The organism is Streptomyces sp. MP131-18 (genome assembly GCF_001984575.1).
Classification (GTDB): domain Bacteria; phylum Actinomycetota; class Actinomycetes; order Streptomycetales; family Streptomycetaceae; genus Streptomyces; species Streptomyces johnsoniae.
Genome location: NZ_LZNS01000001.1, coordinates 1,955,033 through 1,978,575 on the forward strand (window position 1 = coordinate 1,955,033; position 23,543 = coordinate 1,978,575).

17 protein-coding genes are annotated in these 23,543 nt (G+C 75.0%); 3 read left to right on the forward strand and 14 right to left on the reverse strand.

The window, feature by feature from the left end; genetic code table 11:
* Positions 1-32: 32 nt before the first annotated feature.
* Complete coding sequence (locus STBA_RS08495) at positions 33-986, reverse strand: 2-hydroxyacid dehydrogenase (protein ID WP_077058661.1); 954 nt, start codon at positions 984-986, stop codon at positions 33-35.
* 106 nt (positions 987-1,092) lie between these two features.
* Here STBA_RS08495 and STBA_RS08500 point away from each other — a divergent pair, with 106 nt between their 5' ends.
* Together STBA_RS08500 and STBA_RS08505 are read left to right on the forward strand one after the other, a co-directional pair.
* Positions 1,093-2,091 (forward strand): aldo/keto reductase, encoded by a 999-nt coding sequence (locus tag STBA_RS08500; RefSeq protein ID WP_107485002.1) that lies wholly within the window; start codon positions 1,093-1,095, stop codon positions 2,089-2,091.
* Between the two features lie 86 nt (positions 2,092-2,177).
* Positions 2,178-3,395: a PQQ-dependent sugar dehydrogenase gene (locus STBA_RS08505; protein ID WP_077063187.1), complete on the forward strand. Its 1,218-nt coding sequence runs from the start codon at positions 2,178-2,180 to the stop codon at positions 3,393-3,395.
* A 121-nt stretch (positions 3,396-3,516) separates the two neighbouring features.
* Here the strand turns inward: STBA_RS08505 and STBA_RS08510 are convergent, their stop codons facing one another.
* The 11 genes from STBA_RS08510 to STBA_RS08560 form a co-directional block, all read right to left on the reverse strand.
* On the reverse strand, positions 3,517-6,531 hold the full coding sequence (locus STBA_RS08510) for a helix-turn-helix transcriptional regulator (RefSeq protein ID WP_079252365.1): 3,015 nt from the start codon (positions 6,529-6,531) through the stop codon (positions 3,517-3,519).
* Between the two features lie 44 nt (positions 6,532-6,575).
* On the reverse strand, positions 6,576-6,788 hold the full coding sequence (locus tag STBA_RS08515; protein WP_077058662.1) for a hypothetical protein: 213 nt from the start codon (positions 6,786-6,788) through the stop codon (positions 6,576-6,578).
* Between the two features lie 239 nt (positions 6,789-7,027).
* Positions 7,028-10,084, reverse strand: coding sequence for an AAA family ATPase (locus STBA_RS08520; RefSeq protein ID WP_253194584.1), 3,057 nt, complete (start codon positions 10,082-10,084; stop codon positions 7,028-7,030).
* Between the two features lie 148 nt (positions 10,085-10,232).
* Positions 10,233-11,741 carry an Asp-tRNA(Asn)/Glu-tRNA(Gln) amidotransferase subunit GatB gene (gene gatB, locus STBA_RS08525; protein WP_077058663.1) on the reverse strand — a complete coding sequence of 503 codons (1,509 nt, stop codon included), beginning with the start codon at positions 11,739-11,741 and terminating at the stop codon, positions 10,233-10,235.
* Positions 11,742-11,772: 31 nt separating this feature from the next.
* Complete coding sequence (locus STBA_RS08530; RefSeq protein WP_077058664.1) at positions 11,773-12,000, reverse strand: hypothetical protein; 228 nt, start codon at positions 11,998-12,000, stop codon at positions 11,773-11,775.
* Complete coding sequence (gene gatA, locus STBA_RS08535) at positions 11,997-13,490, reverse strand: Asp-tRNA(Asn)/Glu-tRNA(Gln) amidotransferase subunit GatA (RefSeq protein ID WP_077058665.1); 1,494 nt, start codon at positions 13,488-13,490, stop codon at positions 11,997-11,999. Before gatA ends, STBA_RS08530 begins: the two co-directional genes overlap by 4 nt.
* A 5-nt stretch (positions 13,491-13,495) precedes the next feature.
* Positions 13,496-13,792: an Asp-tRNA(Asn)/Glu-tRNA(Gln) amidotransferase subunit GatC gene (gene gatC, locus STBA_RS08540; protein WP_077063190.1), complete on the reverse strand. Its 297-nt coding sequence runs from the start codon at positions 13,790-13,792 to the stop codon at positions 13,496-13,498.
* 127 nt (positions 13,793-13,919) lie between these two features.
* A complete protein-coding gene (locus tag STBA_RS08545) occupies positions 13,920-16,022 on the reverse strand; it encodes a bifunctional diguanylate cyclase/phosphodiesterase (protein ID WP_107485003.1) in 2,103 nt (700 codons plus the stop codon).
* A 176-nt stretch (positions 16,023-16,198) separates the two neighbouring features.
* Positions 16,199-18,511 carry an NAD-dependent DNA ligase LigA gene (ligA, locus tag STBA_RS08550; RefSeq protein ID WP_077058666.1) on the reverse strand — a complete coding sequence of 771 codons (2,313 nt, stop codon included), beginning with the start codon at positions 18,509-18,511 and terminating at the stop codon, positions 16,199-16,201.
* Positions 18,512-18,525: 14 nt separating this feature from the next.
* On the reverse strand, positions 18,526-19,548 hold the full coding sequence (locus STBA_RS08555) for a methionine synthase (RefSeq protein ID WP_077063191.1): 1,023 nt from the start codon (positions 19,546-19,548) through the stop codon (positions 18,526-18,528).
* 46 nt (positions 19,549-19,594) lie between these two features.
* Positions 19,595-20,284, reverse strand: a complete 690-nt coding sequence (locus tag STBA_RS08560; RefSeq protein WP_077058667.1) for an SDR family oxidoreductase — start codon at positions 20,282-20,284, stop codon at positions 19,595-19,597.
* Between the two features lie 44 nt (positions 20,285-20,328).
* On the opposite strand from STBA_RS08560, the gene STBA_RS08565 reads away from it, so the two are divergent.
* Positions 20,329-21,129: a carbon-nitrogen hydrolase family protein gene (locus STBA_RS08565; protein ID WP_077058668.1), complete on the forward strand. Its 801-nt coding sequence runs from the start codon at positions 20,329-20,331 to the stop codon at positions 21,127-21,129.
* 24 nt (positions 21,130-21,153) lie between these two features.
* On the opposite strand, the gene mnmA is transcribed toward STBA_RS08565, so the two are convergent.
* Both mnmA and STBA_RS08575 read right to left on the reverse strand, forming a co-directional pair.
* Positions 21,154-22,302 carry a tRNA 2-thiouridine(34) synthase MnmA gene (gene mnmA / locus STBA_RS08570; protein WP_077058669.1) on the reverse strand — a complete coding sequence of 383 codons (1,149 nt, stop codon included), beginning with the start codon at positions 22,300-22,302 and terminating at the stop codon, positions 21,154-21,156.
* Positions 22,303-22,341: 39 nt separating this feature from the next.
* Positions 22,342-23,511, reverse strand: a complete 1,170-nt coding sequence (locus STBA_RS08575) for a cysteine desulfurase family protein (protein ID WP_077058670.1) — start codon at positions 23,509-23,511, stop codon at positions 22,342-22,344.
* Positions 23,512-23,543: the final 32 nt, after the last annotated feature.

The window sequence follows — 23,543 nt, forward strand, 5'->3', positions numbered from 1 at the left end:
CTTACCTAAAGTAACGGCATGGGGGAAGCTCGTCACACGGTTGACGCGCCCCCCGTCGCGACGACGTGGCGCAGCGGCTCACCCGCCGCGAAACGCGCGAGCTGGGCGTGCAGCAGCCGTTCGGCCCGGGGCCTGAAGGCGCTGGTCGGGCCGCCGACGTGCGGGGTGATCAGCACGCCGGGCGCCCGCCACAGCGGGTGCTCCGCGGGAAGCGGCTCCGGGTCGGTGACGTCGAGCGCCGCGCGCAGCCGCCCCGCTTCCAGCTCGGCGAGCAGCGCCTTGGTGTCCACGACGGCACCGCGGGCCACGTTCACCAGCAGGGCGTCGTCGGGCATGCGGGCGAGGAACTCGGCGCCGACCAGACCGCGGGTGGCCTCCGTCAGCGGCGTGGTGACGAAGACGATCTCGGCCCGGGGCAGCAGTCCTGGCAGCTCGTCGATGCCGTGCACGGGCCCGCGTTCGCTCTCCCGCGCGCGGCTGGCGACCCGTATGACCTCGGCGACCTCGAACGGAAGCAGCCGGTCCTCGACGGCACCGCCGATGCCGCCGTAACCGAGGATCAGCACATGGCGATCGGCGAGCGAGGGGCGCACGGCCGACTCCCAGCGCCCCTGCTGCGCGTTGCGCACCGCGCCGGGGATGTCGCGCTGGGCGGCCAGGGCGAGGGCGAGGGCCAGCTCGCCGGTGCTGGTGTTGTGCAGGTCACCCGCGTTGCACAGCACGGCGTCCGCGGGCAGGTCGGGCACGCGGGGCAGCATGTGTTCGACGCCCGCGGTCAGGGTCTGCACGACGCGCACCCGCGGCATGTGCGCGAGCGGACGCACCGCGACCTCCGCGCCCTTCATGTAGGGGACGGCGTAGAAGGCACAACGGGCCGGATCGGCAGGGAAGTCGGGCTCCCCGTTCCAGTGGACGTAGTTCAGCGAGCTCGGCAGGGACGCGAGCTCCGCGGGCGGGAAGGGCAGCCAGACATCCGGTGTGGTCATAGCGCCAGGCTAAGCCCTGGCCATGGCCCGGGGCGGGGGCTGTCAGCGGCAGCCGTTACGTTGGAGACGGCGCTGCGGGGCGAGTGCGTGGAGGGATAGGCGGCAGGTGCGGTACCGGACGATGGGGGCGGGGGCGCTGCGGGTCGGGGCCGTCGGGCTCGGCTGCATGCCGATGAGCTGGGGCTACACGACGCCGGGGCGGCACGGCGACGCGGCGCTGCGCGCCGTGCACGCCGCGCTGGACGAGGGATGCTCGCTGCTCGACACCGCCGACATGTACGGGCCGTTCACCAACGAGCTGCTGCTCGGCCGGGTGCTCAAGGAGCGGCGGGCCGACGCGTTCGTCGCGGCCAAGTGCGGGCTCGTGGTGGGCGAGCAGCACATCGTGGCCAACGGGCGCCCCGAGTACGTGCGTCGGGCCTGCGACGCGTCGCTGCGCCGGCTGCGGACGGACGTCATCGACCTCTACCAGCTGCACCGCGTCGACCCGGAGGTGCCGGTCGAGGAAACCTGGGGGGCGATGGCGGAGCTGGTGCGGGCGGGGAAGGTCCGGGCGCTGGGCCTGTGCGCCGTGACGGCGCGCGGCGGCCCCGGCGCCTCCGCGGCGCAGGGTTACGGTCCGGCGCTCGGGGCGCTGTCGCGGGTACAGCAGGTGTTCCCGGTGAGCGCGGTGCAGGCCGAGCTGTCGGTGTGGTCCACCGCGGCGCGGGCGGAGCTGCTGCCCTGGTGCGAGACGAGGGGCATCGGGTTCCTGGCGGCGATGCCGCTGGGCAGCGGCTTCCTGACCGGCACGCTGGTGCCCGGCGGCGGCTTCGAGCCGGCCGACCTGCGGGCCAGACACCCGCGGTTCACGGCCGAGATGATGGCGGCCAACCAGCCGGTGGTGGCCGGACTGCGGCGGGTGGCCGCCCGGCACGCCGGGGCCACGCCCGCGCAGGTGGCGCTGGCGTGGCTGCTGGCACAGGGCCCCGGCGTGATCGCCCTGCCCGGCACCCGGCGGGAGCACTGGGCCAGGGAGAACGCGGGGGCCGCCGGGCTCGACCTGACCGAAGAGGACCTCGCGGAGATCGAAGCGCTGCCGCCCGCGCGCGAGTCGTGGGAGTGAGGCGACGCGCACCGGGCACTCTTGGAGTCGGTGCCCGGGCAGCCGGGCCACGCGGTGCTGTTCCGCGGATGAGCCGGGAGGTGCTGATGACCGTACGTGGCGTCCGGCGCGGTGGGGCGGCCGCGCTTCTCGCGCTGGCCCTGCTCGCGGCCGGCTGTTCCTCGGACGGCGAGGACGAGGAGGGCGACGGCGGCCGGGAGGAGTCCGCGTCCGCCTCGGAGCCGGCCCCGTCGGACAGCGCAGAGGAGCCAGGGGAGACCGGGGAGACTGCGGAGTCGAGCCCTTCGGCCGCGCCCGCCCAGGGCGAGGCGGAGGTGGTGGAGACCGTCGCCGAAGGGCTCGACTCCCCGTGGGGCATCGTCTCGCTGCCGGACGGCGACCTGCTGGTGGGGTCGCGGGACGGCGGCCGGGTGGACGTGGTGGACGCGGACTCCGGCGAGACCGAGGAGGCGGGCGCGGTGCCCGGGGTGGCGGGCGGCCAGGGCGAGGGCGGGCTGCTCGGCCTCGCGCTGGAGCCGGACTTCGAGCCCGGCGGGCGCCTCTTCGCCTACTACACCGCGGAGTCCGACAACCGCATCTCCGTCTTCCGCTACGACGGGTCCGCGCCCGCGGGCGAGCGGCTGACGCCGGACGGCGAGCTGCTCACGGGCATTCCGCGGGGCGAGGTGATCCACAACGGGGGCGGTCTGGCGTTCGGCCCGGACGGGATGCTGTACGCCTCGACCGGGGACATCGGCAACGGGGACCTGGCGCAGGACGCGGAGTCCCTGGCGGGCAAGATCCTGCGCATCGACCCGGAGACGGGCGAGCCGCCACAGGACAATCCCGACCCCGGCTCGCCGGTCTACTCGATGGGCCACCGCAACGTGCAGGGGCTGGCGTGGGACGGCACGGAGCAGCTGTGGGCCGCCGAGTTCGGCAATGACGCGTGGGACGAGCTGAACCGGATCGAGCCCGGCGCCAATTACGGCTGGCCCGAGTACGAGGGCAGGGGCGGCGAGGACGCCGGATTCGTCGACCCCGTGGAGCAGTGGCCGCCCGCGGAAGCCTCCCCGAGCGACCTCGCGTACAGCCAGGGCTCGCTGTGGCTGGCGGCGCTGCGCGGCGAGCGGCTGTGGCGCGTACCGCTGGACGGGAGCGAGCCGGCCGCCGAGCCGCAGTCCTTCTTCGAGGGCGAGTACGGGCGGCTGCGCGCACTGCTCGCGACCGGCGGCGACGAGCTGCTGCTGGTGACGAACGAGACGGACAGCCGCGGCTCACCGGACGGGGACGACGACCGCATTCTGCGGCTGCGCGTCCGCTGACGGGCGCGAACCGCGCGGCGGCCGGGCCGGCCCCGGCAGCGCGCGCGGGATCGCACCCGCGGTCCCGGCGGGTCCGCGGGAAGCCGTGGGACGGACGCGGCGCTCGGCCGCCGGTCCGCTCTCAGGTCGGCGTGGCGACCTCCGTGCTGACGATGCCCAGCCGGTGGGCCAGGGCCGCGGCCTCGCCGCGGCCGGCGACTTCGAGCTTGGCGAGGATGTTGGAGACGTGGACGCTCGCCGTCTTCGGCGAGATGAACAGCTCCTCCGCTATCTGCCGGTTGCTCCGGCCGGCGGCCACCAGCGTCAGCACGTCCCGCTCGCGCCGGGTCAGACCGAAGGTCTCCGGCTCGCCGGGGCCCGCCGCCCCGGCCCCACCCGCCGTCAGGGGCAGCCGGGCGCGCCGGGCCAGCCGCTCGGTCTCCGCCCTCAGCGGCCCGGCGCCCAGCCGCACCGCCACCGCGTGGGCCTGCACGAGCAGGTCCCCCGCACGCTCCCGCTCGCCCTCGGCGAGCAGCGCCTCGGCCCAGCGGGTGCGCATCCGCGCCAGCTCGAAGGGGCGGCACACCTCCTCGAACGCGGCCACCGCCGCCGCCCAGTCCGCGGCCCGAGAGGTGCCCTCCGCGCGGCGCAGCTCCGCCTCGACGAGCGCCGCGTAGCCGACCCACACCGGGTAGTCGCGGCGTATCCCGCTCGCGTAGGCCCGGATGGCGGCAACCGCCTCGGGCTGCCCCGGCGCCGCCGCGGGCACGCCGCGCGCGGCGGACTCGGCCTCCGCCGCGGCGGCCAGCATCGGCCACGTATAGGAACCCGAGCCGGTGCCGAGGCCGACCGCGGCGACGTCGGCGAAGAGGCGGCGGGCGTCGAGGATGCGGCCCTGGTGCGCGGCGAGCGCGATCTGGTGCTCCGCCGCCGCATGCGCGTACTGCGCGGCCGCCCCGTGGTACGGGCGGTGGTGCTCCCGCATGGCCGCGATCTCCGTCTCGGCCGCGGCCAGGTCGCCGTGGGCGAGCGCGAGCCGGGCGAGCCGCTGCGCGGCCAGGGTCCGCGTCACCGGCATCTGACCGCTGCGCCGCGCGCTCAGCGCGGCCTCCTCGGCCTCCGCCCACCGGCCGAGGGAGAAGAGGGCATCCGACCGGTTCCCATGGAGCCACGACTGGGTGTCGGCCAGTCCGTAACGGTAGGCCAGCTCGATGCCCTCCTCGGCCACTTCAAGGGACTCCTCGGAGCGGCCCATGGACTGAAGCAGCGACTGGAGATTGATGTGGCTGCGGGTGAACACCCCCACCAGATCGGAGTGGACGACCCGCTCCAGCACCCCCCGCATGTCGGCGACGCCCGACTCGCCGCGGCCCGTCTCGATCAGCAGCCCACCGCGGCTGAGCAGCGCGTTCAACTCGGCATTCTCGTCGCCGACCTCCCGGGCCAGCTCCACCGCGCGCCTGGCTATCGCCAGACTGCCGGGCCCCGGGTCGAAGACGGCACCCCACAGCGCGGCCTCGGTCAGCACCCGGGCGTGCACCGGGGAGGGGTCGAAGCCGCGCAGCAGCTCCTGCGCGGTGCCCAGCTCCTCCCAGCCGGTGCCGCGCCCGAGGTTGCGCATGAGACGCGACTTCTCCGCCCAGAACCAGGCGGCGCGCAGCGGGTGGTCGAGCCGCTCCAGGGAGCGGAGCGCCCGGTTGATCACGGACAGGCCCCGCTCGGGCTCGCCCGCGTACCGGGCGGCGAGCGTCATCTCGGCGAGCATGTCGAGGAAGCTCAGCGCCTCGTCCCCGCAGTCGCACAGCGGGTAGGACTCGGCGTCCTCGGCGACCTCCAACGACCGCTTCACCTCGGCGGGCGCGTCGTCCCACAGCTCGAGTGCGCGCTCGAGCAGCTGGAGCTGCTCGGCGTAGGCGTGCTGACAGCGGGCGCCGGTGGCCGCCCGCACCACGGCGGGCAGCGCCTTGGCCGGGTCGTGCGCGTGGTACCAGAACGTCGCGAGGCGGGCGGCGCGCTCGCCGGCCGGCACCAGGGCGGGCTCGGCCTCCAGGGCCTGCGCGTACTGGCGGCTGAGCCGGGAGCGCTCGCCCGGCAGCAGATCGTCGTCGACGGCCTCACGGACCAGCGCGTGCCGGAAACGGTAGGTGCCGTCCTCCGCCGCCCGGAGGATGCTGGCTCCGACCGCGGCACGGAGGGAGGCGATCAGCTCGTCCTCACCGAGCCCGGCCACAGCGCGCAGCAGCCCGTACTCCACCTTGGAACCGCCCTTGGCCGCGACCCGCACCACGCTCTGCGCGGTCTCCGGCAGGGCCTCGACCCGCACGAGCAGCAGATCGCGGATGGAGTCGCTGATGCCGCCCGAGCCGCAGCCGTCGGAGATGCTGGCCAGCTCCTCCACGAAGAAGGCATTGCCGTCCGAACGCCGGTAGACCTGGTCGAGCAGATCCTCGGGCGGCCGGCTGCCGCGTATGCCGGCGAGCTGGCTGCGCACCTCTTCGCGCGTGAAACGGGGCAGCTCCAGGCGCTGCACCGTCCGCAGCCTGTCCAACTCGGCGAGGAACGGGCGCAGCGGGTGGCGCCGGTGGATGTCGTCGGAGCGGTAGGTCGTGACGATCATCACCCGGCCGCCCTGGAGGGAGCGGAACAGGTAGCTCAGCAGCTCCCGCGTGGAGGTGTCCGACCAGTGCAGGTCCTCGATCACGAGGGCGAGCACCCGCTCCTGCGCCAGCGTCTCCAGCAGCCGGCCCGTCAGCTCGAAGAGGCGGCCGCGCACCTCCACGTCGCGGGCCGCGCGCACCGCGGCACTCGGCTCCCCCAGCTCGGGGAGCAGCCGCGCCAGCTCGCCGCCGAACCCGGCGGCGGCCTGCGTCAGCTCCTCGCCGAGCTGGCGGTGGAGCGCGCGCAGCACGGTGGAGACGGGTGCGAACGGCAGACCGTCGGCTCCGACTTCGACGCAGGCGCCGACGGCGGTGACCGCCCCGGCGTCGCCGGCCTGCCGCAGGAACTCCTCCACAAGACGCGTCTTGCCGACCCCGGCCTCGCCACCGATCAGCACGGCCTGCGGTCGGCCGTCGGTGGCCTCGGCGAGCCCTTCGGCCAGGGCGGTGCGCTCGGGCGCACGTCCGACGAAGACGGGACTGACGGTTTTGGTCTGCATGTCTCGCAGCATCGCATATGCCACTGACAGCGGATCGGCCATTATCAGGCCCCCGTGCCCCACCGCAGCAGGCGACGCCACCCGGCGCCGACCGCAGGCAATCCGGCTCGCTCGCGCCCGTCCCGGGCCCGGGCGGCGGCCTCCGCGGCGCGGCGTTCCCTGCGCGCCCTGCGCACCTCGGCGGCGAGCCGCTTCTGTGCCGCTTCCTCGCGCCTGGCCCGCATCCTGGCTTCCAGTTCGTACATCTCGTGCAGCATCGTCCGCTCCTCGGTCCCGGGCCTTTCCCGGTACCTCAAGGCTCCGCGGCAAGGAGGGGCCGCCGCATCGGGCAGCATCCGGAACTGTGCGCCGCCCCGGTGCCTTAGACGACGGGGTGCGGGGCCTTAGGCCGCGGCCGCGGCGGGTCCCGACGTCCGGTCCCTGGCCGACGGGCGCCTGCGGCCTGAGGTGCCGGGCGGGGGCGGCGGGAGACGCAAGGCGGCGGGCGCGGTGGTGGTCAGCCGGCCGGGACCAGCTTCAGCCGGCGGGCGAGGGCGGCGGCCTCGCCGCGGCCGGGGACCGCCAGCTTGCTGAGGATGTGGGAGACGTGGACGCTCGCCGTCTTCGGCGACATGGACAGCTCCTCGCCGATCTGCCGGTTGCTCCGCCCCGCGGCCACCAGCGCGAGCACCTCGCGCTCCCGGCGGGTCAGGCCGAACGGGTCCCGCGCCGCGGCGGGCGTCAGGACGCCGGGGTCCGCGAGGTCGATACGGGCGCGGGCCGCGGCCTTCCCTGCACGCGCGCCCAGCGGCTCCGCGCCCAGGGCGGCGGCCGTGGCGCGGGCCGACCGCAGCAGCTCGGCGGCCTGGTCGCGGTCCTCGGCGCGCGCGGCGGTCCGGCCCGCGGGGCCGCCGAGCAGCGCCTCCGCCCAGGACAGGCGGGCGGCGGCCAAGTGGTGGGGCAGGCCGAGCCCTTCGAACGCGGTGACCGCCTCGGCCCAGTGGGCCGGGGCGTCCCTGCCCTCGGCCCGCAGCAGCAGCGCCTCGACGAACAGCGCGTGCGCGGACCACGTCGGGGGCTTCCTCGGCCGGACCTTCATCGTCTGCCTGATCCGCGCGACGGCCGCGGCCCGGCCCGGCGCGGCGGCGAGCCGGTCGCGGGCGACCGCCTCGGCATCCGCGGCGGCCAGCAGCAGGCCCCACACCTGGGGTGAGCTGAACGGCGGGAACGTGCCGCTCGCCGCGCGCGCGAACGCCTCCCTGGCCGCCTCGGCGCGCCCCTCGGCCGCCGCGGTCGCCACGTCGAGCCGGGCCAGCTCGATGACGAACGCGGGCCGCGGGTCGGGGGTACGGATTTTGCCGCGGATGTCCGCCGACGCGGCGCGGGCCGCCGCGAGGTCGCCCCGCAGCACGGCCAGGTGGCCGGCGACCAGCAGGCCGGAGACCCGCGGGTGGACGGCGTGCGCCCGTTCCCCGGCGACGGCCAGGGCGGCGTCCGCCTCCTGCCAGCGGCCGAGCTGGACCAGGGCGTTCGCGTGGGCGGCCGCGAGCCGGCCCCGGGTGTCGGCCAGACCGTAGCGGTCGGCGAGACCCAGCGCTTCTGCGGACAGCTCCGCGGCGGGCCCGAACTGCCCGGCCAGGCCCAGCGTCGACACCTGGCCGACCAGGCAGCGCCCGAGCAGGCCCACCTCGCCGCGCGCCAGGATGCGGTCGCGCACGGCGGACAGCTCGGCCAGCCCCTCGGCGGTCTCCCCCGCGTCGGCCCGCAGGCGGGCGAGGGTGATCCGGGCGTCCAGCTCGACGCTCTCCCCGCCCACCAGACGGGCCAGCGCAGCGGCGCGCTCCGCGGTCTCGAACAGCTCGGGCCCCGGCCGCTCCGCCAGGAGCCTGGCGGCGGCCAGCGCCATCACCTGGGCGTGGACGAGGGACGGCGGCAGGCCGCGCACCAGGTCCCGGGCGCGGTCCAGCTCGGCATGGCCCTCGCTGCGGCCGAACCCTTCGCGGAGGCGGGCGCGCTGGGCCCAGAACCAGGCGGCGCGCAGCGGTTCGTGGCGTTCGTCGATGAGCCGCAGGGCCCGCCCGCTCAGGGTCAGCGCCCGGTCGGGGCGGCCTGCGAGGGCGGCGGCCCCGGTCGCCTCGGCGAGCAGGTCCACCAGGGTCACGGGCCGCGGGCCAGGGCCGGCGCCGGGGTGGCCCCCGATCCGCCCGCCCGGCCGCAGCCCGGCGAGCACGGCCGGTGGGACGCCGTCCCACAGGCCGAGGGCGCGTTCCAGCAGCCGCAGTTGTTCGGCGTAGGCGTGGCGGCGGCGGGCCCGGTCGGCGGCGGCGAGCACGGCCGGGAGCGCCTTGGCCCGGTCGCCCGCGTGGTACCAGTGGCCGGCGAGGCGGGCGGCCCGTTCGTCCTCGGGCACCAGGTCGCCGTGCCGTTCGAGGGCTTCGGCGAAGTGCCTGTTCAGCCGGGCCCGTTCACCGGGCAGCAGGTCGTCGAGGACGGCTTCGCGCAGCAGGGGGTGCCGGAAGCGGTAGCCGTCGCCCTCGCCGGTCGGCGCGAGCAGGTGGGCGCCGACCGCGGTGCGCAGCGCCGTCAGCAGCTCGGCCTCGGGCCGCCGGACGGCCGCGGCCAGCACCCGGTGCTCCACCCGGTGGCCGCCCGCCGCGACGGCCCGCAGCACGTCCTGCACCGCGTCGGGCTGCGCCTCGACGCGCACGAGCAGCAGGTCGCGCAGGGTGCGGCTGAGGCCGGTGCCCTGGCCGCCCGCGGTCAGCTCCTCGACGAAGAACGGGTTCCCCTCGGAGCGTACGTGGACGGCGGAGAGCAGCTCGGGACCGGGCGCGGCGCCGGTGAGGCCGGTCAGCTGGGCCGCGACCTCGGCTCTGGTGAACGGGCGGAGTTCGGTGCGCCGGACGGTGCGCAGCCGGTCGAGCCCGGCCAGGTACGGGCGGAGCGGGTGGCGGCTGTGCAGGTCGTCGGTGCGGTAGGTGGCCAGGACGAGGAGCCGGGTGCCGTGGTGCACGGAGCGGAAGAGGTAGCCGAGCAGGTCGCGGGTGGAGCCGTCGGACCAGTGCAGGTCCTCGATGGTGACGACGAGCGGCCGGGCGGCGGCCAGCCGTTCGAGGAGCCGGGTGATCAGTTCGTGCCACCGGGCGCGGTCCGGGGACTCGCCCGCGGTGCGGCCCGCGGCGCCCAGCTCGGGCAGCAGCCCGGCCAGCTCCGCCTCGTGCCCGGCGGCGGCCCGGGCCACGGCCCGGCCGAGGCGCCGGTGCAGGGCGCGCAGCACGGCGGCCACCGGCGCGAACGGCAGCCCGTCCGCGCTCAGCTCGACGCACGCGCCGGTGGCGGTGACGGCGCCCTCGGCCCGGGCGCGGGCCAGGAACTCCTCGACCAGCCGCGTCTTGCCGATGCCCGCCTCGCCGCCGATCACGAACGCCTGGGGCACGCCCGCGCGGGCCCGGCCGAGACCGGCCGACAGCTCCGCCAGCTCGGCGGCGCGGCCGACGAACACGGGGCTCGGGCTGCGGGTCTCCACGCCGTCGAGGATGGCACGCCCGGCCGGCCGCACGGTACCTGCGGTCACCCCGGGAACACGGCCGACCGGAACGAACGGCAGCGCGGAACGAACGACCGCACAGAACGAACGGCGGCGCGGAACGAACGGCGCGGCCGGAAAAGGCCCCGGCCGGCCCGCTCGGGGCCGGCCGGGGCCGCGGGACGGGAACTCCCCGCTACTCGGCGGCGCCCAGCCGTTCCAGGATCAGCTGCCGCGCGCGGGCGGCGTCCGCCTGACCCCGGGTCGCCTTCATCACGGCGCCGACCAGGGCGCCCGCGGCGGCCACCTTGCCGCCGCGGATCTTGTCCGCGATGGCCGGGTTGCCCGCGATGGCGTCGTCCACGGCCTGTCCGAGGGCCCCCTCGTCGGAGACGATGCGCAGGCCGCGCTTCTCGACCACCTCGTCCGGGCCGCCCTCGCCCGCCAGCACGCCTTCGATGGTCTGCCGCGCCAGCTTGTCGTTCAGCGAGCCCTCCGCGACCAGGGCGGCGACGCGCGCCACCTGGGCCGGGGTGATGGGCAGGGCGGCCAGCTCGGTGGCCTGCTCGTTGGCCCGGCGGGCCAGCTCGCCCAGCCACCACTTGCGGGCGGCGGCCGGGTCCGCGCCCTCGGCGATCGTGGCGACGACGAGGTCGATGGCACCCGCATTCAGCGCGGACTGCATCTCGTGCGCCGAGATCCCCCACTCCTCGCGCAGCCGGGTGCGGCGGGCGAGCGGCAGCTCGGGCAGCTCGGACCGCAGCTCCTCCACCCACGCGCGCTCCGGGGCAACCGGCACGAGGTCGGGCTCGGGGAAGTACCGGTAGTCCTCGGCCTCCTCCTTGACGCGGCCCGAGGTGGTGGTGCCGTTGTCCTCGTGGAAGTGGCGCGTCTCCTGCACGATGGTGCCGCCGTCGCCGAGCACGGCCGCGTGCCGCTGGATCTCGAAGCGGACGGAACGCTCGACGCTGCGCAGCGAGTTCACGTTCTTCGTCTCGCTCCGGGTCCCGAACGCCTCCCGGCCGTGCGGGCGGAGGGAGACGTTCACGTCGCAGCGCAGCTGGCCCATCTCCATCCTGGCCTCGGAGACGCCGAGGGACCTGATCAGCTCGCGCAGCTCGGCCACGTAGGCGCGGGCCACCTCGGGCGCGCGCGCCCCCGCACCGGTGATCGGTTTGGTGACGATCTCGATGAGAGGAATGCCGGCCCGGTTGTAGTCGAGCAGGGAGTGCGAGGCGCCGTGGATGCGGCCGGCCGCGCCCCCGATGTGGGTGGACTTACCGGTGTCCTCCTCCATGTGGGCGCGCTCGATGCCCACACGGAACACCTCGCCGTCGGCCAGCTCGACGTCGAGGTACCCGTGGAACGCGATGGGCTCGTCGTACTGCGAGGTCTGGAAGTTCTTCGGCATGTCCGGATAGAAGTAGTTCTTCCGGGCGAAGCGGCACCATTCGGCGATCTCGCAGTTGAGTGCGAGCCCGATGCGGACGGCGGACTCCACGCCGACCGCGTTGACCACGGGCAGCGCGCCGGGCAGGCCCAGGCAGGTCGGGCAGGTCTGCGTGTTGGGCTCGGCACCCAGGGTGGTGGCGCAGCCGCAGAACATCTTGGTCTTGGTGCCCAGTTCGACATGGACCTCCAGGCCCATGACGGGGTCGTAGGACGTGAGCGCGTCCTCGTACGACACCAGTTCGGTGACGGTCACAGGGGTACTACCTCTCGGATGCTCGTGCCGCTCAGTCGGGGAGGATGCCGGAGCTGTCCTCGTTGATGCGGCGCAGCTCCCGCGTCAGCAGGGCGACACCGGTGACGATGGCGGCGGCCGAGACGACGGCGTCCGCGAGTTGGAGCGTGTCGCCCTCCCGCCGGGCGTCCTTCAGCCGCCTGACGACGCTCACCGTGCCGAACAGCGTCGTACCCAGCGAGATGTACATGCTCGTCTTGGACTTCTGCTTCTTGCTCATAGCGCGGGTGCCTCCTCCAGGATCGGGTGGCCCCAGCGTGCCTCGAACGCGGCCTCGACCGCGGCTCCGACGCGGTACAGCCGGTCGTCGGCCAGGGCGGGGGCGATGATCTGAAGCCCCACGGGAAGCCCGTCCTCGGGGGCCAGGCCGCAGGGCAGGGACAGGGCGGTGTTGCCCGCGAGGTTGACCGGGATGGTGCACAGGTCGGCGCGGTACATCGCCATCGGGTCGTCGGCGCGCTCCCCGATGGGGAACGCGGTGGTCGGGGTGGTCGGCGCGACGACGACGTCGACCTGCGCGAACGCCCGCTCGAAGTCCCGCGTGACGAGCGTGCGGGCCTTCTGCGCACTGCCGTAGTAGGCGTCGTAGTAGCCGGAGGACAGCGCGTAGGTGCCCAGCATGATGCGCCGCTTGACCTCGGGCCCGAAGCCCGCCTCGCGGGTGAGGGAGGTGACCTCCTCGGCCGACCTGGTGCCGTCGTCGCCCATCCGCAGGCCGTAGCGCATGGCGTCGAAACGGGCCAGGTTGGACGAACACTCGGACGGGGCGATCAGGTAGTAGGCGGCGAGCGCGGAGTCGAAGGACGGGCAGGACAGCTCGACCACCTCGGCACCCAGCTCGCGCAGCAGGTCGACGGACTCCTCGAACCGCTGGAGCACGCCGGCCTGGTAGCCCTCGCCGCGGAACTCCCGCAGCACGCCCACCCGCAGCCCGGCCACCGAGCCGTTGCGCGCGGCCTCGACGACCGGCGGCACCGGGGCGTCGATGGAGGTGGAGTCCAGCGGGTCGTGGCCCGCGATGACCTCGTGCAGCAGCGCGGCGTCCAGGATGGTGCGCGCGCAGGGGCCGCCCTGGTCGAGCGAGGAGGAGAACGCGACCATGCCGTACCGGGAGACGCCGCCGTAGGTGGGCTTGACGCCGACGGTGCCGGTGACGGCGGCGGGCTGCCGGATGGAGCCGCCGGTGTCGGTGCCGATGGCGAGCGGCGCCTGGTAGGAGGCGAGGGAGGCAGCGGAGCCGCCGCCGGAGCCGCCGGGGATGCGGGTGAGGTCCCACGGGTTGCCCGTGGGGCCGAAGGCGCTGTTCTCGGTGGAGGACCCCATGGCGAACTCGTCCATGTTGGTCTTGCCGAGAATGACGATCCCGGCCTCCTTCAGGCGGCGGGTCACCGTCGCGTCGTACGGCGGGACCCAGCCGTCCAGGATGCGGGAGCCGACGGTCGTCGGCACGCCCTCGGTGGTGAAGATGTCCTTGAGGGCGAGCGGCACCCCGGCCAGCGGGCCGAGCTTCTCGCCCCTGGCCCGCTTCTCGTCCACGGCCCCGGCCTGGGCGAGCGCGCCCTCGCGGTCCACGTGGAGGAAGGCGTGCACCTTCTCGTCGACGGCGTCGATGCGCGCGAGGTGCGCCTGCGTGACCTCGACGGCGCTGACGGTGCCGTCCGCGATGCGCGCGGCGAGCTGCGCCGCGGTGGAACGGGTCAGATCGGTCATGTCGGTCACTCCTCCCCCAGGATCTGCGGCACCTTGAAACGCTGCTGCTCCTGGGCGGGTGCCCCGGACAGCGCCTGCCGCGCGGTCAGGCCGGGCCTGACCTCGTCGGGGCGCATCACGTTGGTGAGCGGCAGCGGGTGGGAGGTCGGCGGTACGTCCTCGGTGGCGACGTCGGCGACGCGGGCGACCGCGCCGATGATGTCGTCGAGCTGTCCGGCGAAGTGGTCGAGCTCCTCGTCCGTCAGCTCCAGACGCGCCAGCCGGGCGAGGTGGGCGACCTCCTCGCGCGTGATGCCGGGCATGTGGCGATCCTCTTGCTCGTCGCGGGCTTCAAGTTCACGGCCAATCCTATGGCGCCCGCTCCCGGGCCCGCGCACACGTTCTCCGCCGGGCGGCGGTCCCGGGAAACGGGCCCGGCGGACCGCGCGCTCAGCGGACCGGCTCGGCGTCCGCGGGGTCGGCGGCGGGGAGCGCGGTGGCGTGGGAGGACTCCGCCTCGGGCGGCGCGGTCTCACGGGCGCGCAGCCAGGCGGTGGTCTCGGCGGGCGGCATCGCGGCGGCGACCAGCCAGCCCTGGACGGCGTCGCAGCCCAGGGCGCGCAGCCGTTCCCAGGTCTCGTCGTCCTCGACCCCCTCGGCCACGACGACGAGGCCGAGGGAGTGCGCCAGCTCGACCGTGCAGCGCACGATTTCGGCGTCCTCGCTGTCCACGACGAGCCGGGCGACGAACGAACGGTCGATCTTCAGCTCGCTCACCGGCAGCCGGCGCAGGTGGACCAGGGAGGAGTAGCCGGTGCCGAAGTCGTCCAGCGACATGCGGACGCCGTGCCCGGTGAGACCGGCGAGGGTGTCGGCGGCCTGCTGCGGGTCCTCGAGCATCACGTGTTCGGTGATCTCCAGCTGGAGGGAGCCGGCCGGTACGCCGTGCCGGGCCAGGCGGGCGGCCACGGCCCCGGCGAACCCGGGAGTGTGCACGTCGCGGGGCGAGACGTTCACCGCGACGGGAACGGTGAGGCCGTCCGCGCGCCAGCGGGCGACCTGGCCGAGGGCGGTTTCCAGCACGTACTCGGTGAGCCGGGGCATCAGTCCTGAGGTCTCGGCGATGGCGATGAACTCGTCGGGCGGGACGCGGCCCCGGTCCGGGTGCTGCCAGCGCAGCAGGGCTTCGAGCCCGGCGACGACGCCGTCGAAACGGACCTTCGGCTGGTAGTGCAGCTCGACCTCGCCGGTGTCGAGGGCCCGGCGCAGGTCGCCCAGCAGGGCGAGCCGGTCGGGGGTGTTGACGTCTCGGCTGGCGTCGTAGACCTCGACGCCGCTGCGGTCGCGCTTGGCCGCGTACATCGCCACGTCGGCGCGGCGCAGCAGCCCCTCGCCCTCGGGGGCGTGGTCGGGGAAGACGGCCACGCCCACGCTGGCCTCGACCACGAGCGTGAGTCCGTCCAGATCGAGCGGGGCGCTGAGGGAGCCGATGAGGGCGCGGGCGGCGCGCTGCGCGCTGGTCGCGGACGGCACGCGCGGCAGGAGCACGGCGAACTCGTCGCCGCCCAGCCGGGCGGCCTCCGCGTCCCCGGGCAGCTCGCGCCGTATCCGGTCGGCTATCTGGAGCAGGAGCCGGTCGCCGGTGAGGTGACCGAGAGTGTCGTTGACAGAACGAAAGCTGTCCAGGTCGATCAGCAGGAGTGCGGCGCGGTCGCCCCTCAGGGCCGCCTCGTCCAGGGCGGTCTGCGTGCGGGCCAGCAGCCACTGGCGGTTGGGCAGGCCGGTCAGCGGGTCGAGGAGCTGGTCCTCGTCGCGGGCGCGCGCCATCCAGAAGGAGGAGTCCAGGGCTATCAGCGGCACCGCGAACAGCGGTAGCACCAGGGGGCGTTCGACGGCGACGACCACGATCAGCGGCGCCGTGCACAGCAGTGCCACGGCGACCAGGCCCTGCCGGAGCAGCGCGGTGAACGCCAGGGAGTCGAGGCCGCCCGGCGGATCGGTGCTCAGCCACAGCAGGGTGCGGGATATGACCAGGTAGGCGCAGGCCCCGAGCAGTAGCTGCGGCAGGGTGGAGGGCTGCCAGTCGCCGGGCTCCCAGGGGTGCTCGACGCTGGGCCTGGTGCCCCAGGCCGCCAGCGCCAGGGCGGCGGCGCCGACGCCCAGCATGTCGATCGCGCCGTGCAGCAGGGCGTCGGGCCAGCGGTCCTTGCGCGCGGCGCCGACCAGGGTGACGACGGCCAGGCTGACCAGCACCGCCGGGACCCAGCCGTAGAGCAGCAGCATGGCAAGGGCGAGGGCCGCACCCGCGCCCGAACCGCCCCACCAGCGGTCGCGGTCGACGGCGACCAGGTAGGCGACGATGATGCCGGTGAGAACGGCGAAGCCCCAGCCGGGGCGGTCGCCGGGGAAGAGGGCGCGGCCGTCGGCGAGCACCCGGCTGACGCCTATCAGGAGTGCGACTCCGGCGCACGCCAGGACGGCGGGCCTCAGATACCGGGAGAGCCAGGCCGGACCACGCAGCGGAACGGGCCTTCCGCGGGGGGCTGACTGCATGCGGGATTCCCTCTCACGGCCGGTGTCGCCGGCGCCCGAGCGGGCGCACCTCCCCACCCTAGGCCGCCTGGCGGCGAGTGGGGCAGGGAACCGGCGCGCTTCCTGAAAGGCCCTCACATGCGCTTATTCCTCTGGTATATGCCGAACGCATGGCCGGGTGGAAAGGGTCCCGCTCCTCACGAGGCCGACCCGCCCTCGGCCGCCTGCCCGCCCGCGGACTCCCCCTCGCCGGCGTCCGCGCCCGCCGCCGTGCCCGCTTCCGCTGCCGTGCCCGCTTCCGTGCCCGCTTCCGGCTCCGTGTCCGTGTCCGTGGGCAGGGCCGCCTCGCGCGCCGCGTCCGGCCCCTGCTCCAGCAGGATGGCGAACCCGGCCTCGTCGAGGATCGGCACCTTCGCCTGCACCGCCTTGTCGTACTTCGAACCAGGGCTGTCCCCCACGATCACGAAGTGGGTCTTCTTCGAAACCGAGCCGGTCACCTTGGCGCCCCTGCTCTGGAGGGCCTCTTTCGCCTCGTCCCTGGTGTGGCTCGCGAGCGTGCCGGTGACGACCGCGGTGATCCCGGCCAGCGGGCGCGGCCCGGCCTCCTCGTCCCCCGACTCGGCCAGCCTGACGCCGGCCGCCCGCCACCGTTCGACGATGTCGCGGTGCCAGTCCACGGCGAACCAGTCCTTGAGCGAGGCGGCGATCGTCGGGCCCACGCCCTCGGTCGCGGCCAGCTCCTCCTCGCTCGCCTCGGCAATGCGGTCGAGCGAACGGAACTCGCGCGCCAGCGCCTGCGCCGCGACGGGCCCCACGTGCCGGATCGACAGGCCGGTGATGATGCGGGCCAGGGGCCGCTGCCTCGCCTTCCGGAGCCCCTCCAGCATCTCCAGCGTGTTTTTCTTGGGCTCGCCCTGCTTGTTCGCGAAGAAGGTGACGATCTTCGGCTCGCCGGTCTCCGCATCCCGCTTGGGCAGGCCGGTGTCCTGGTCGAGCACGTACGACTTGATCGGCAGCAGCTCCTCCACCGTCAACTCGAAGATCCGCCCCTCGTCGCGCAGCGGCGGCTCGGTGGGCTCCAGCGGCTGGGTCAGCGCGGTGGCCGCCACATAGCCGAAGTGGTCGACATCCAGGCATCTGCGCCCGGCCAGGTAGAAGATCCGCTCCCGCAACTGGGCGGGACAGGATCTGGCGTTGGGGCAGCGGAGGTCGATGTCGCCCTCCTTCATCGGCATGAGGGCCGTGCCGCACTCCGGGCACTCGGCCGGCATCACGAACTCCCGCTCATGGCCGTCCCGCAGATCGGCCACCGGGCCGAGGATCTCCGGGATCACGTCCCCGGCCTTGCGCAGGGCCACCGTGTCCCCGATGAGCACGCCCTTGGCCTTGACCACCTGCTGGTTGTGCAGGGTGGCGAACTCCACCTCGGAACCGGCCACCGTGACCGGCTCGACCACCGCGTACGGGGTGACGCGGCCGGTGCGCCCCACGCCGACCCGGATGTCCACCAGCTTGGTGTTGACCTCCTCCGGCGGGTACTTCCACGCCAGCGCCCAGCGCGGCGCCCGCGAGGTGCTGCCCAGGCGGCCCTGGAGCGGAATCTCGTCCACCTTCACCACGACGCCGTCGATCTCGTGCTCCACCGCGTGCCGGTGCTCCCCGTAGTGCGCGATGAACTCCCGCACCCCGTCGATGGAGGAGACGACCCTGCCCGCCCGCGCGGTGGGCAGGCCCCACCCCTTCAGCAGCTCGTACGCCTGCGACAACCGGTCGATGTCGAAGCCCTCGCGGGCGCCGATGCCGTGCACCACCATCTTGAGCGGGCGGCTCGCGGTGACCTTCGGGTCCTTCTGCCGCAGCGAACCGGCCGCCGCGTTCCGCGGATTGGCGAAGGGCTTGTCGCCCGCCTCGACCAGCCGCGCGTTCAGCTCCTCGAAGCGCTCCATGGGGAAGAAGACCTCGCCGCGGATCTCCACCAGCTCCGGCACTTCATCGCCCGCGAGCCGGAGCGGCACCTCGTCGATCGTGCGCACATTGGGCGTGATGTCCTCGCCCGTCCGCCCGTCGCCGCGGGTGGCCGCCCGCGTCAGCCGGCCGTGCTCGTACGTCAGGTTGACCGCGAGCCCGTCCACCTTCAGCTCGCACAGGAAGTGGTACGGAATGCCGCGCAGCTCCTCCGCGATCCGGTCGGCCCACGTGTCGAGGTCCTCGTCGGCGAACGCATTGTCCAGTGAGAGCATCCGCTCGCGGTGCGGAACGGAGGTGAACTCCGTCTCGTAGACGCCGGCGACCTTTTGCGTCGGCGAGTCGGCCGTGCGCAGCTCCGGGTGCTCCTCCTCAAGACCGGTCAGCTCGCGCAGCAGCTTGTCGAAGGCGGCGTCGCTGATGACGGGCGTCTTCACGTAGTACCGGAAACGGTGCTCCTCGACCTGCTCGGCGAGGCGGGCATGCCGCTCCCGGGCCGAAGCGGGCACTGACGACTGCTGCTCGACGCCACGTTCCCCAGCCACTGTCTCGTCTCCCGTCACTCAGGGTTGTCCGCGAGGGATCTCGCCGCCCGGGCGCAGTGGACGAGCGCGGCCCGCGCGTACCCGGGGGAGGCACCCGCGAGACCGCAGGCCGGGGTGGGTGTCACCAGCTCCGCGAGGAGCCCGGGAGACAGGCCCAGCCTGCGCCAAAGCGACCTGACTCCACCGACAGTACCGGCCGGGTCCGACAATTCTTCCGCCTCGGCGCCCCGCCCTGGCACGACGCCCGCGAAGAGGGCGGTACCGCCCTCGGCCGCCTCCCCCACCGCCTCGTCGTCACGCTCGGTGAGCAGCCCGGCGTCGAAGGAGATCCCGGTCGCCCCGGCCCCGCGCAGCAGTCCGAACGGCACCTCCGCGGCGCAGCAGTGCACGACGACGGGGATGTCCCCGGCGGCGGCGATCAGGCCGCGCAGCGCCTCCTCGGCGACCGCGGGGTCGACGGCGCGGTGGGCCCGGTAGCCGCTGGCGGTCCGCACCCGGCCGGAGAGCACCGCGGGCAGCGAGGGCTCGTCGAGCTGGAGCACGGGGCGGACGCCCGGCAGCCGGCGCCGCACCTCCGCCAGGTGGGCCGCGAGCCCCTCGGCCAGTGACGCGGCCAGGTCCCTGCGGGCGCCGGGGTCGCCGAGCATCGCCTCGCCGTTGCGGCGCTCCAGGGCCGCGGCCAGCGACCAGGGGCCGACGGCCGACACCTTCAGCGCGCCCTCGTAGCCCTGCGTGAACTCCTCGATCGCGTCCAGGTCCTCGCGCAGCCACGCCCGTGCGCGCCGCGTATCGCGCCCCGGGCGGTCGGCGATCCGCCAGCCGCTCGGCTGGAGGTGCGCGTACAGCTCGGCCAGCAGCCCCGCGGTGCGGCCGGTCATGTCGGCGCCGGGGCCGCGGGCGGGCAGCTCCGGCAGGAAGGGCAGTGTCTCCAGCGTGCCGGTCACGATCCGGGCCGCCTCCCGGACGTCCTCGCCCGGCATCGAGCCGACCCCGGTCGCGGCGGCCGGGCCCCAGGGGAACTTCCACGTGTCTGTCACGGGGACAACGTAGGTCACCGGGCGGGTGCCGCTCCCGGCAGGCGGGTCATCCCGCCGGGCGGACGGTCAGGTCGGTGACCTCGGCGCCGCGCGGCATGTCGAGTGCGGTGAGCACGGTGGTGGCCACCGCGTCGGCGGTCAGCCACCGTTCCGGGTCGTAGTCCTTGCCCTCCTGCCGGTGCACCTTCTCCTGCATGGGCGTCGCGGTGCGCCCGGGGTAGACGGTGGTCACGCGCACCCCGCCCGGCGCCTCCTCGCCACGCAGGGCGTCGGCGAGAGCCTTCAGCCCGTGCTTGCTCGCCGCGTACGCGGACCACTGCGGGCTGGCGCGCAGCCCGGCGCCGGAGTTGACGAAGACCACGTGGCCGCGGGCGGCGCGCAGCTGCGGCAGCAGCAGCCGGGTCAGCTCGGCGGGCGCGACGAGGTTGGCAGCGAGCGTGGCCTGCCAGATCCGCGGCGTCAGCTCCCCGACGCCGGCGAGGTCGACGACGCCGGCGCTGTGCACGAGCGAGTCGATGCGGTCGGGCGGCGACTGGTGCCCGAGGGCCCACGAGAGCCGCTCCGGCTCGGCCAGGTCGCCCACCAGCGTGCGCGCGCCGGGGAAATGCTGCGCAAGCTCCCGTGCGCGCCCCGCGTCCCGGGCCCACAGCCACAGCTCGTCACCGCGCTCCGCGAGCCGCCGCGCCACTGCCGCGCCGATTCCGGACCCTGCCCCCGTGATCACATGCGTTGCCATACGACCATGGTCTCCTATGCCCCGACAGCGAAGGAGGGCTCCCCGTGCGGATCGCAGTGAGTCAACTGGCGTCCGGCGTCTCGCCGGCGGACAATCTGGCGGCCATCGCGGAACAGACGGCGCGGGCGGCGGCCGAGGGTGCCGACGCCGTGGTCTTCCCCGAGGCCGCGATGGCCAGGTTCGGCATCCCGCTCGGCCCGCTCGCCGAGCCGCTCGACGGGCCGTGGGCGACGCGGGTGCGGGCCGTGGCGGATGCCGCGGGGGTGCTGGTGGTCGCCGGGATGTTCACCCCGGCCGGGGCGGGCCGGGTCCGCAACACCCTGCTGATCACCGGCCGCGGCATCGACACGCACTACGACAAGCTGCACCTGTTCGACGCGTTCGGCTTCGCCGAGTCGGCGACCGTCGCGCCCGGTTCGCGGCCGGTGACGGCGGAGCTCGACGGCGTGGTGCTGGGCTTCGCCACCTGCTACGACGTCCGTTTCCCCGGCCTGTTCACGCGGCTCGCGGACGACGGCGCCCGGATCGTGCTGCTGCCCGCCTCGTGGGGCGCGGGGCCCGGCAAGGCGGAGCAGTGGGAGCTGCTGGTGCGGGCCAGGGCGCTCGACAGCACCTGCTGGCTGGTCGCGGCCGGGCAGGCGGACCCGGCCAGCGTCGGCGAACCGCCCGCGACGTCCGCGCCGACCGGCATCGGGCACAGCATGGTGGTCTCGCCCTACGGCGAGGTCCGCGCCCGGCTCGGCGCGGAGCCGGGGCTGCTGGTCGCCGATGTCGATCCGGCCGAGACGGAACGGGCCAGGCGGACCCTTCCCGTGCTCGCCAACCGCAGGCGCGACGTGGTGTGAGCCGGCGCGAACGGCGCGCGGCCGTCAGCCGACGGCCGCGCCCGCGCGCTCCGTTGCGGAAATGGTCGCGGACCCGACCACCCGCGTCCCGTCGTACAGCACGATCGCCTGGCCGGGCGCGACGCCGCGCACCGGCTCGGCGAACCGCACCCGCAGCGAGCCGCCGTCCGGCTCCGCCGTGACCGGCGTCTCGCCGCCGTGCGCGCGCAGCTGCGCGGTGTACGCGGCGGGACCCGTGGGCGCGGCCCCGCACCAGCGGGGCCTGATGGCGGTGAGGGCGACCACGTCGAGCGCCTCGGCCGGGCCGACCGTCACGGTGTTGGTGACCGGCGAGATGTCCAGCACGTAACGCGGCTTGCCGTCCGGGGCCGGGTGGCCGATGCGCAGGCCGCGGCGCTGGCCGATCGTGAAGCCGTGCGCACCGCGGTGGGTGCCGACCTTCTGGCCCTCCTCGTCCACGATGTCACCCTCGGCCGAGCCGAGATGGCCCGCCAGGAAGCCCTGGGTGTCGCCGTCGGCGATGAAGCAGATGTCGTGGCTGTCGGGCTTGCGGGCCACGGCCAGGCCCCTGCGCTCGGCCTCGGCCCGGATCTCCCGCTTGGTGGCGCGGGTGTCGCCGAGCGGGAACATGGCGTGGGCCAGCTGCCGTTCGTCCAGGACGCCGAGCACGTAGCTCTGGTCCTTGGAGAGGTCGGCCGAACGGTGCAGCTCCCCGCGCCCGTCCGCGCCGCGGACGACCGTCGCGTAGTGCCCGGTGCAGACCGCGTCGAAGCCGAGGGCCAGCGCCTTGTCCAGCAGCGCGGCGAACTTGATCTTCTCGTTGCAGCGCAGGCACGGATTGGGGGTGCGGCCCTCCCGGTACTCCGCGATGAAATCCTCCACGACGTCCTGCCGGAACCGCTCCGCCAGGTCCCAGACGTAGAACGGGATGCCGATGACGTCGGCCGCGCGGCGCGCGTCGCGCGAGTCCTCGACGGTGCAGCAGCCGCGGGCGCCGGTGCGGAAGGATTTCGGGTTGGCCGACAGGGCGAGATGGACGCCGGTCACCTCGTGCCCGGCCTCGGCGGCGCGGGCGGCGGCGACGGCGGAGTCCACCCCACCGGACATCGCGGCCAGCACGCGCAGGCGTCCCGGGCCGCCTGCGGGTCCAGGAGCGGGGACGGAGTCAGTCATCACTCCACCAGGGTAGTGCCCCGTACCGGTGCCCCCCGGTCAGGTGAGCCCGGCCGTGCGGGCCCGCTCGACGGCGGGCCCGATCGCGCCGGCAACGGCGGCCACGTCGGCCTCGGTCGAGGTGTGCCCGAGGGAGAACCTGAGCGTGCCGCGCGCCAGGTCCGGGTCGGCGCCGGTGGCGAGGAGCACGTGGCTGGGCTGGGCGACGCCCGCGGTGCAGGCGGAGCCGGTGGAGCACTCGATGCCCTGGGCGTCGAGCAGCAGCAGCAGGGAGTCGCCCTCGCAGCCGGGGAACGCGAAGTGCGCGTTCCCCGGCAGGCGGCCCGCCGGGTCCGGGTCGCCGCCGAGCACGGCGTCGGGCACGGCCGCGCGGACCGCCTCGACGAGCGCGTCGCGCAGCGCCGCGACGCGGCGGGCCGTCGCCGCGCGGTGGGCCGCGGAGTGTTCGGCGGCGGCGGCGAAGCCGGCGATGGCGGGCACGTCGAGGGTGCCGGACCGCACCTCGCGTTCCTGGCCGCCGCCGTGCAGAACGGGCGTCGGGGTCCAGTCGCGGCCGAGCAGCAGGGCGCCGATGCCGTAAGGACCGCCGATCTTGTGCCCCGACACCGTGAGCGCTGCGAGCCCCGAGGCGGCGAAGTCCACTTCCAGCTGGCCGACGGCCTGGACGGCGTCGGAGTGCATCGGAATGCCGTGCTCGGCACAGATGGCGGCCAGCTCGGCGACCGGCTGAAGGGTACCGATCTCGTTGTTCGCCCACATGACGGTCACCAGCGCGACGTCGGCCGGGTCCCGTTCGACCGCCGCGCGCAGCACGCGGGGCGCGACGCGGCCGTACGCGTCGACCGGCAGCCATTCGACGCGCGCGCCCTCGTGGTCGGCGAGCCACTGCACGACGTCGAGCACGGCGTGGTGCTCGACCGGGCTGGCCAGCACGCGGGTGCGGCGGGGGTCGGCGGCGCGGCGGGCCCAGAACAGGCCCTTGACCGCGAGGTTGTCGGCCTCGGTGCCGCCGGAGGTGAAGACGATCTCGCTGGGCCGGGCGCCGAGCGCGGCGGCCAGCGTCTCGCGCCCCTCCTCCACCGCCCGCCTGGCCCGCCGCCCGGAACCGTGCAGGGCCGAGGCGTTGCCCGTCGTGGCGAGGCGGGTGGTCATCGCCGCGATGGCCTCGGGGAGCATCGGGGTGGTGGCGGCGTGGTCGAGGTAGGGCATGGTGAGCCGATTCTACGAGCCGGTGCGGAACC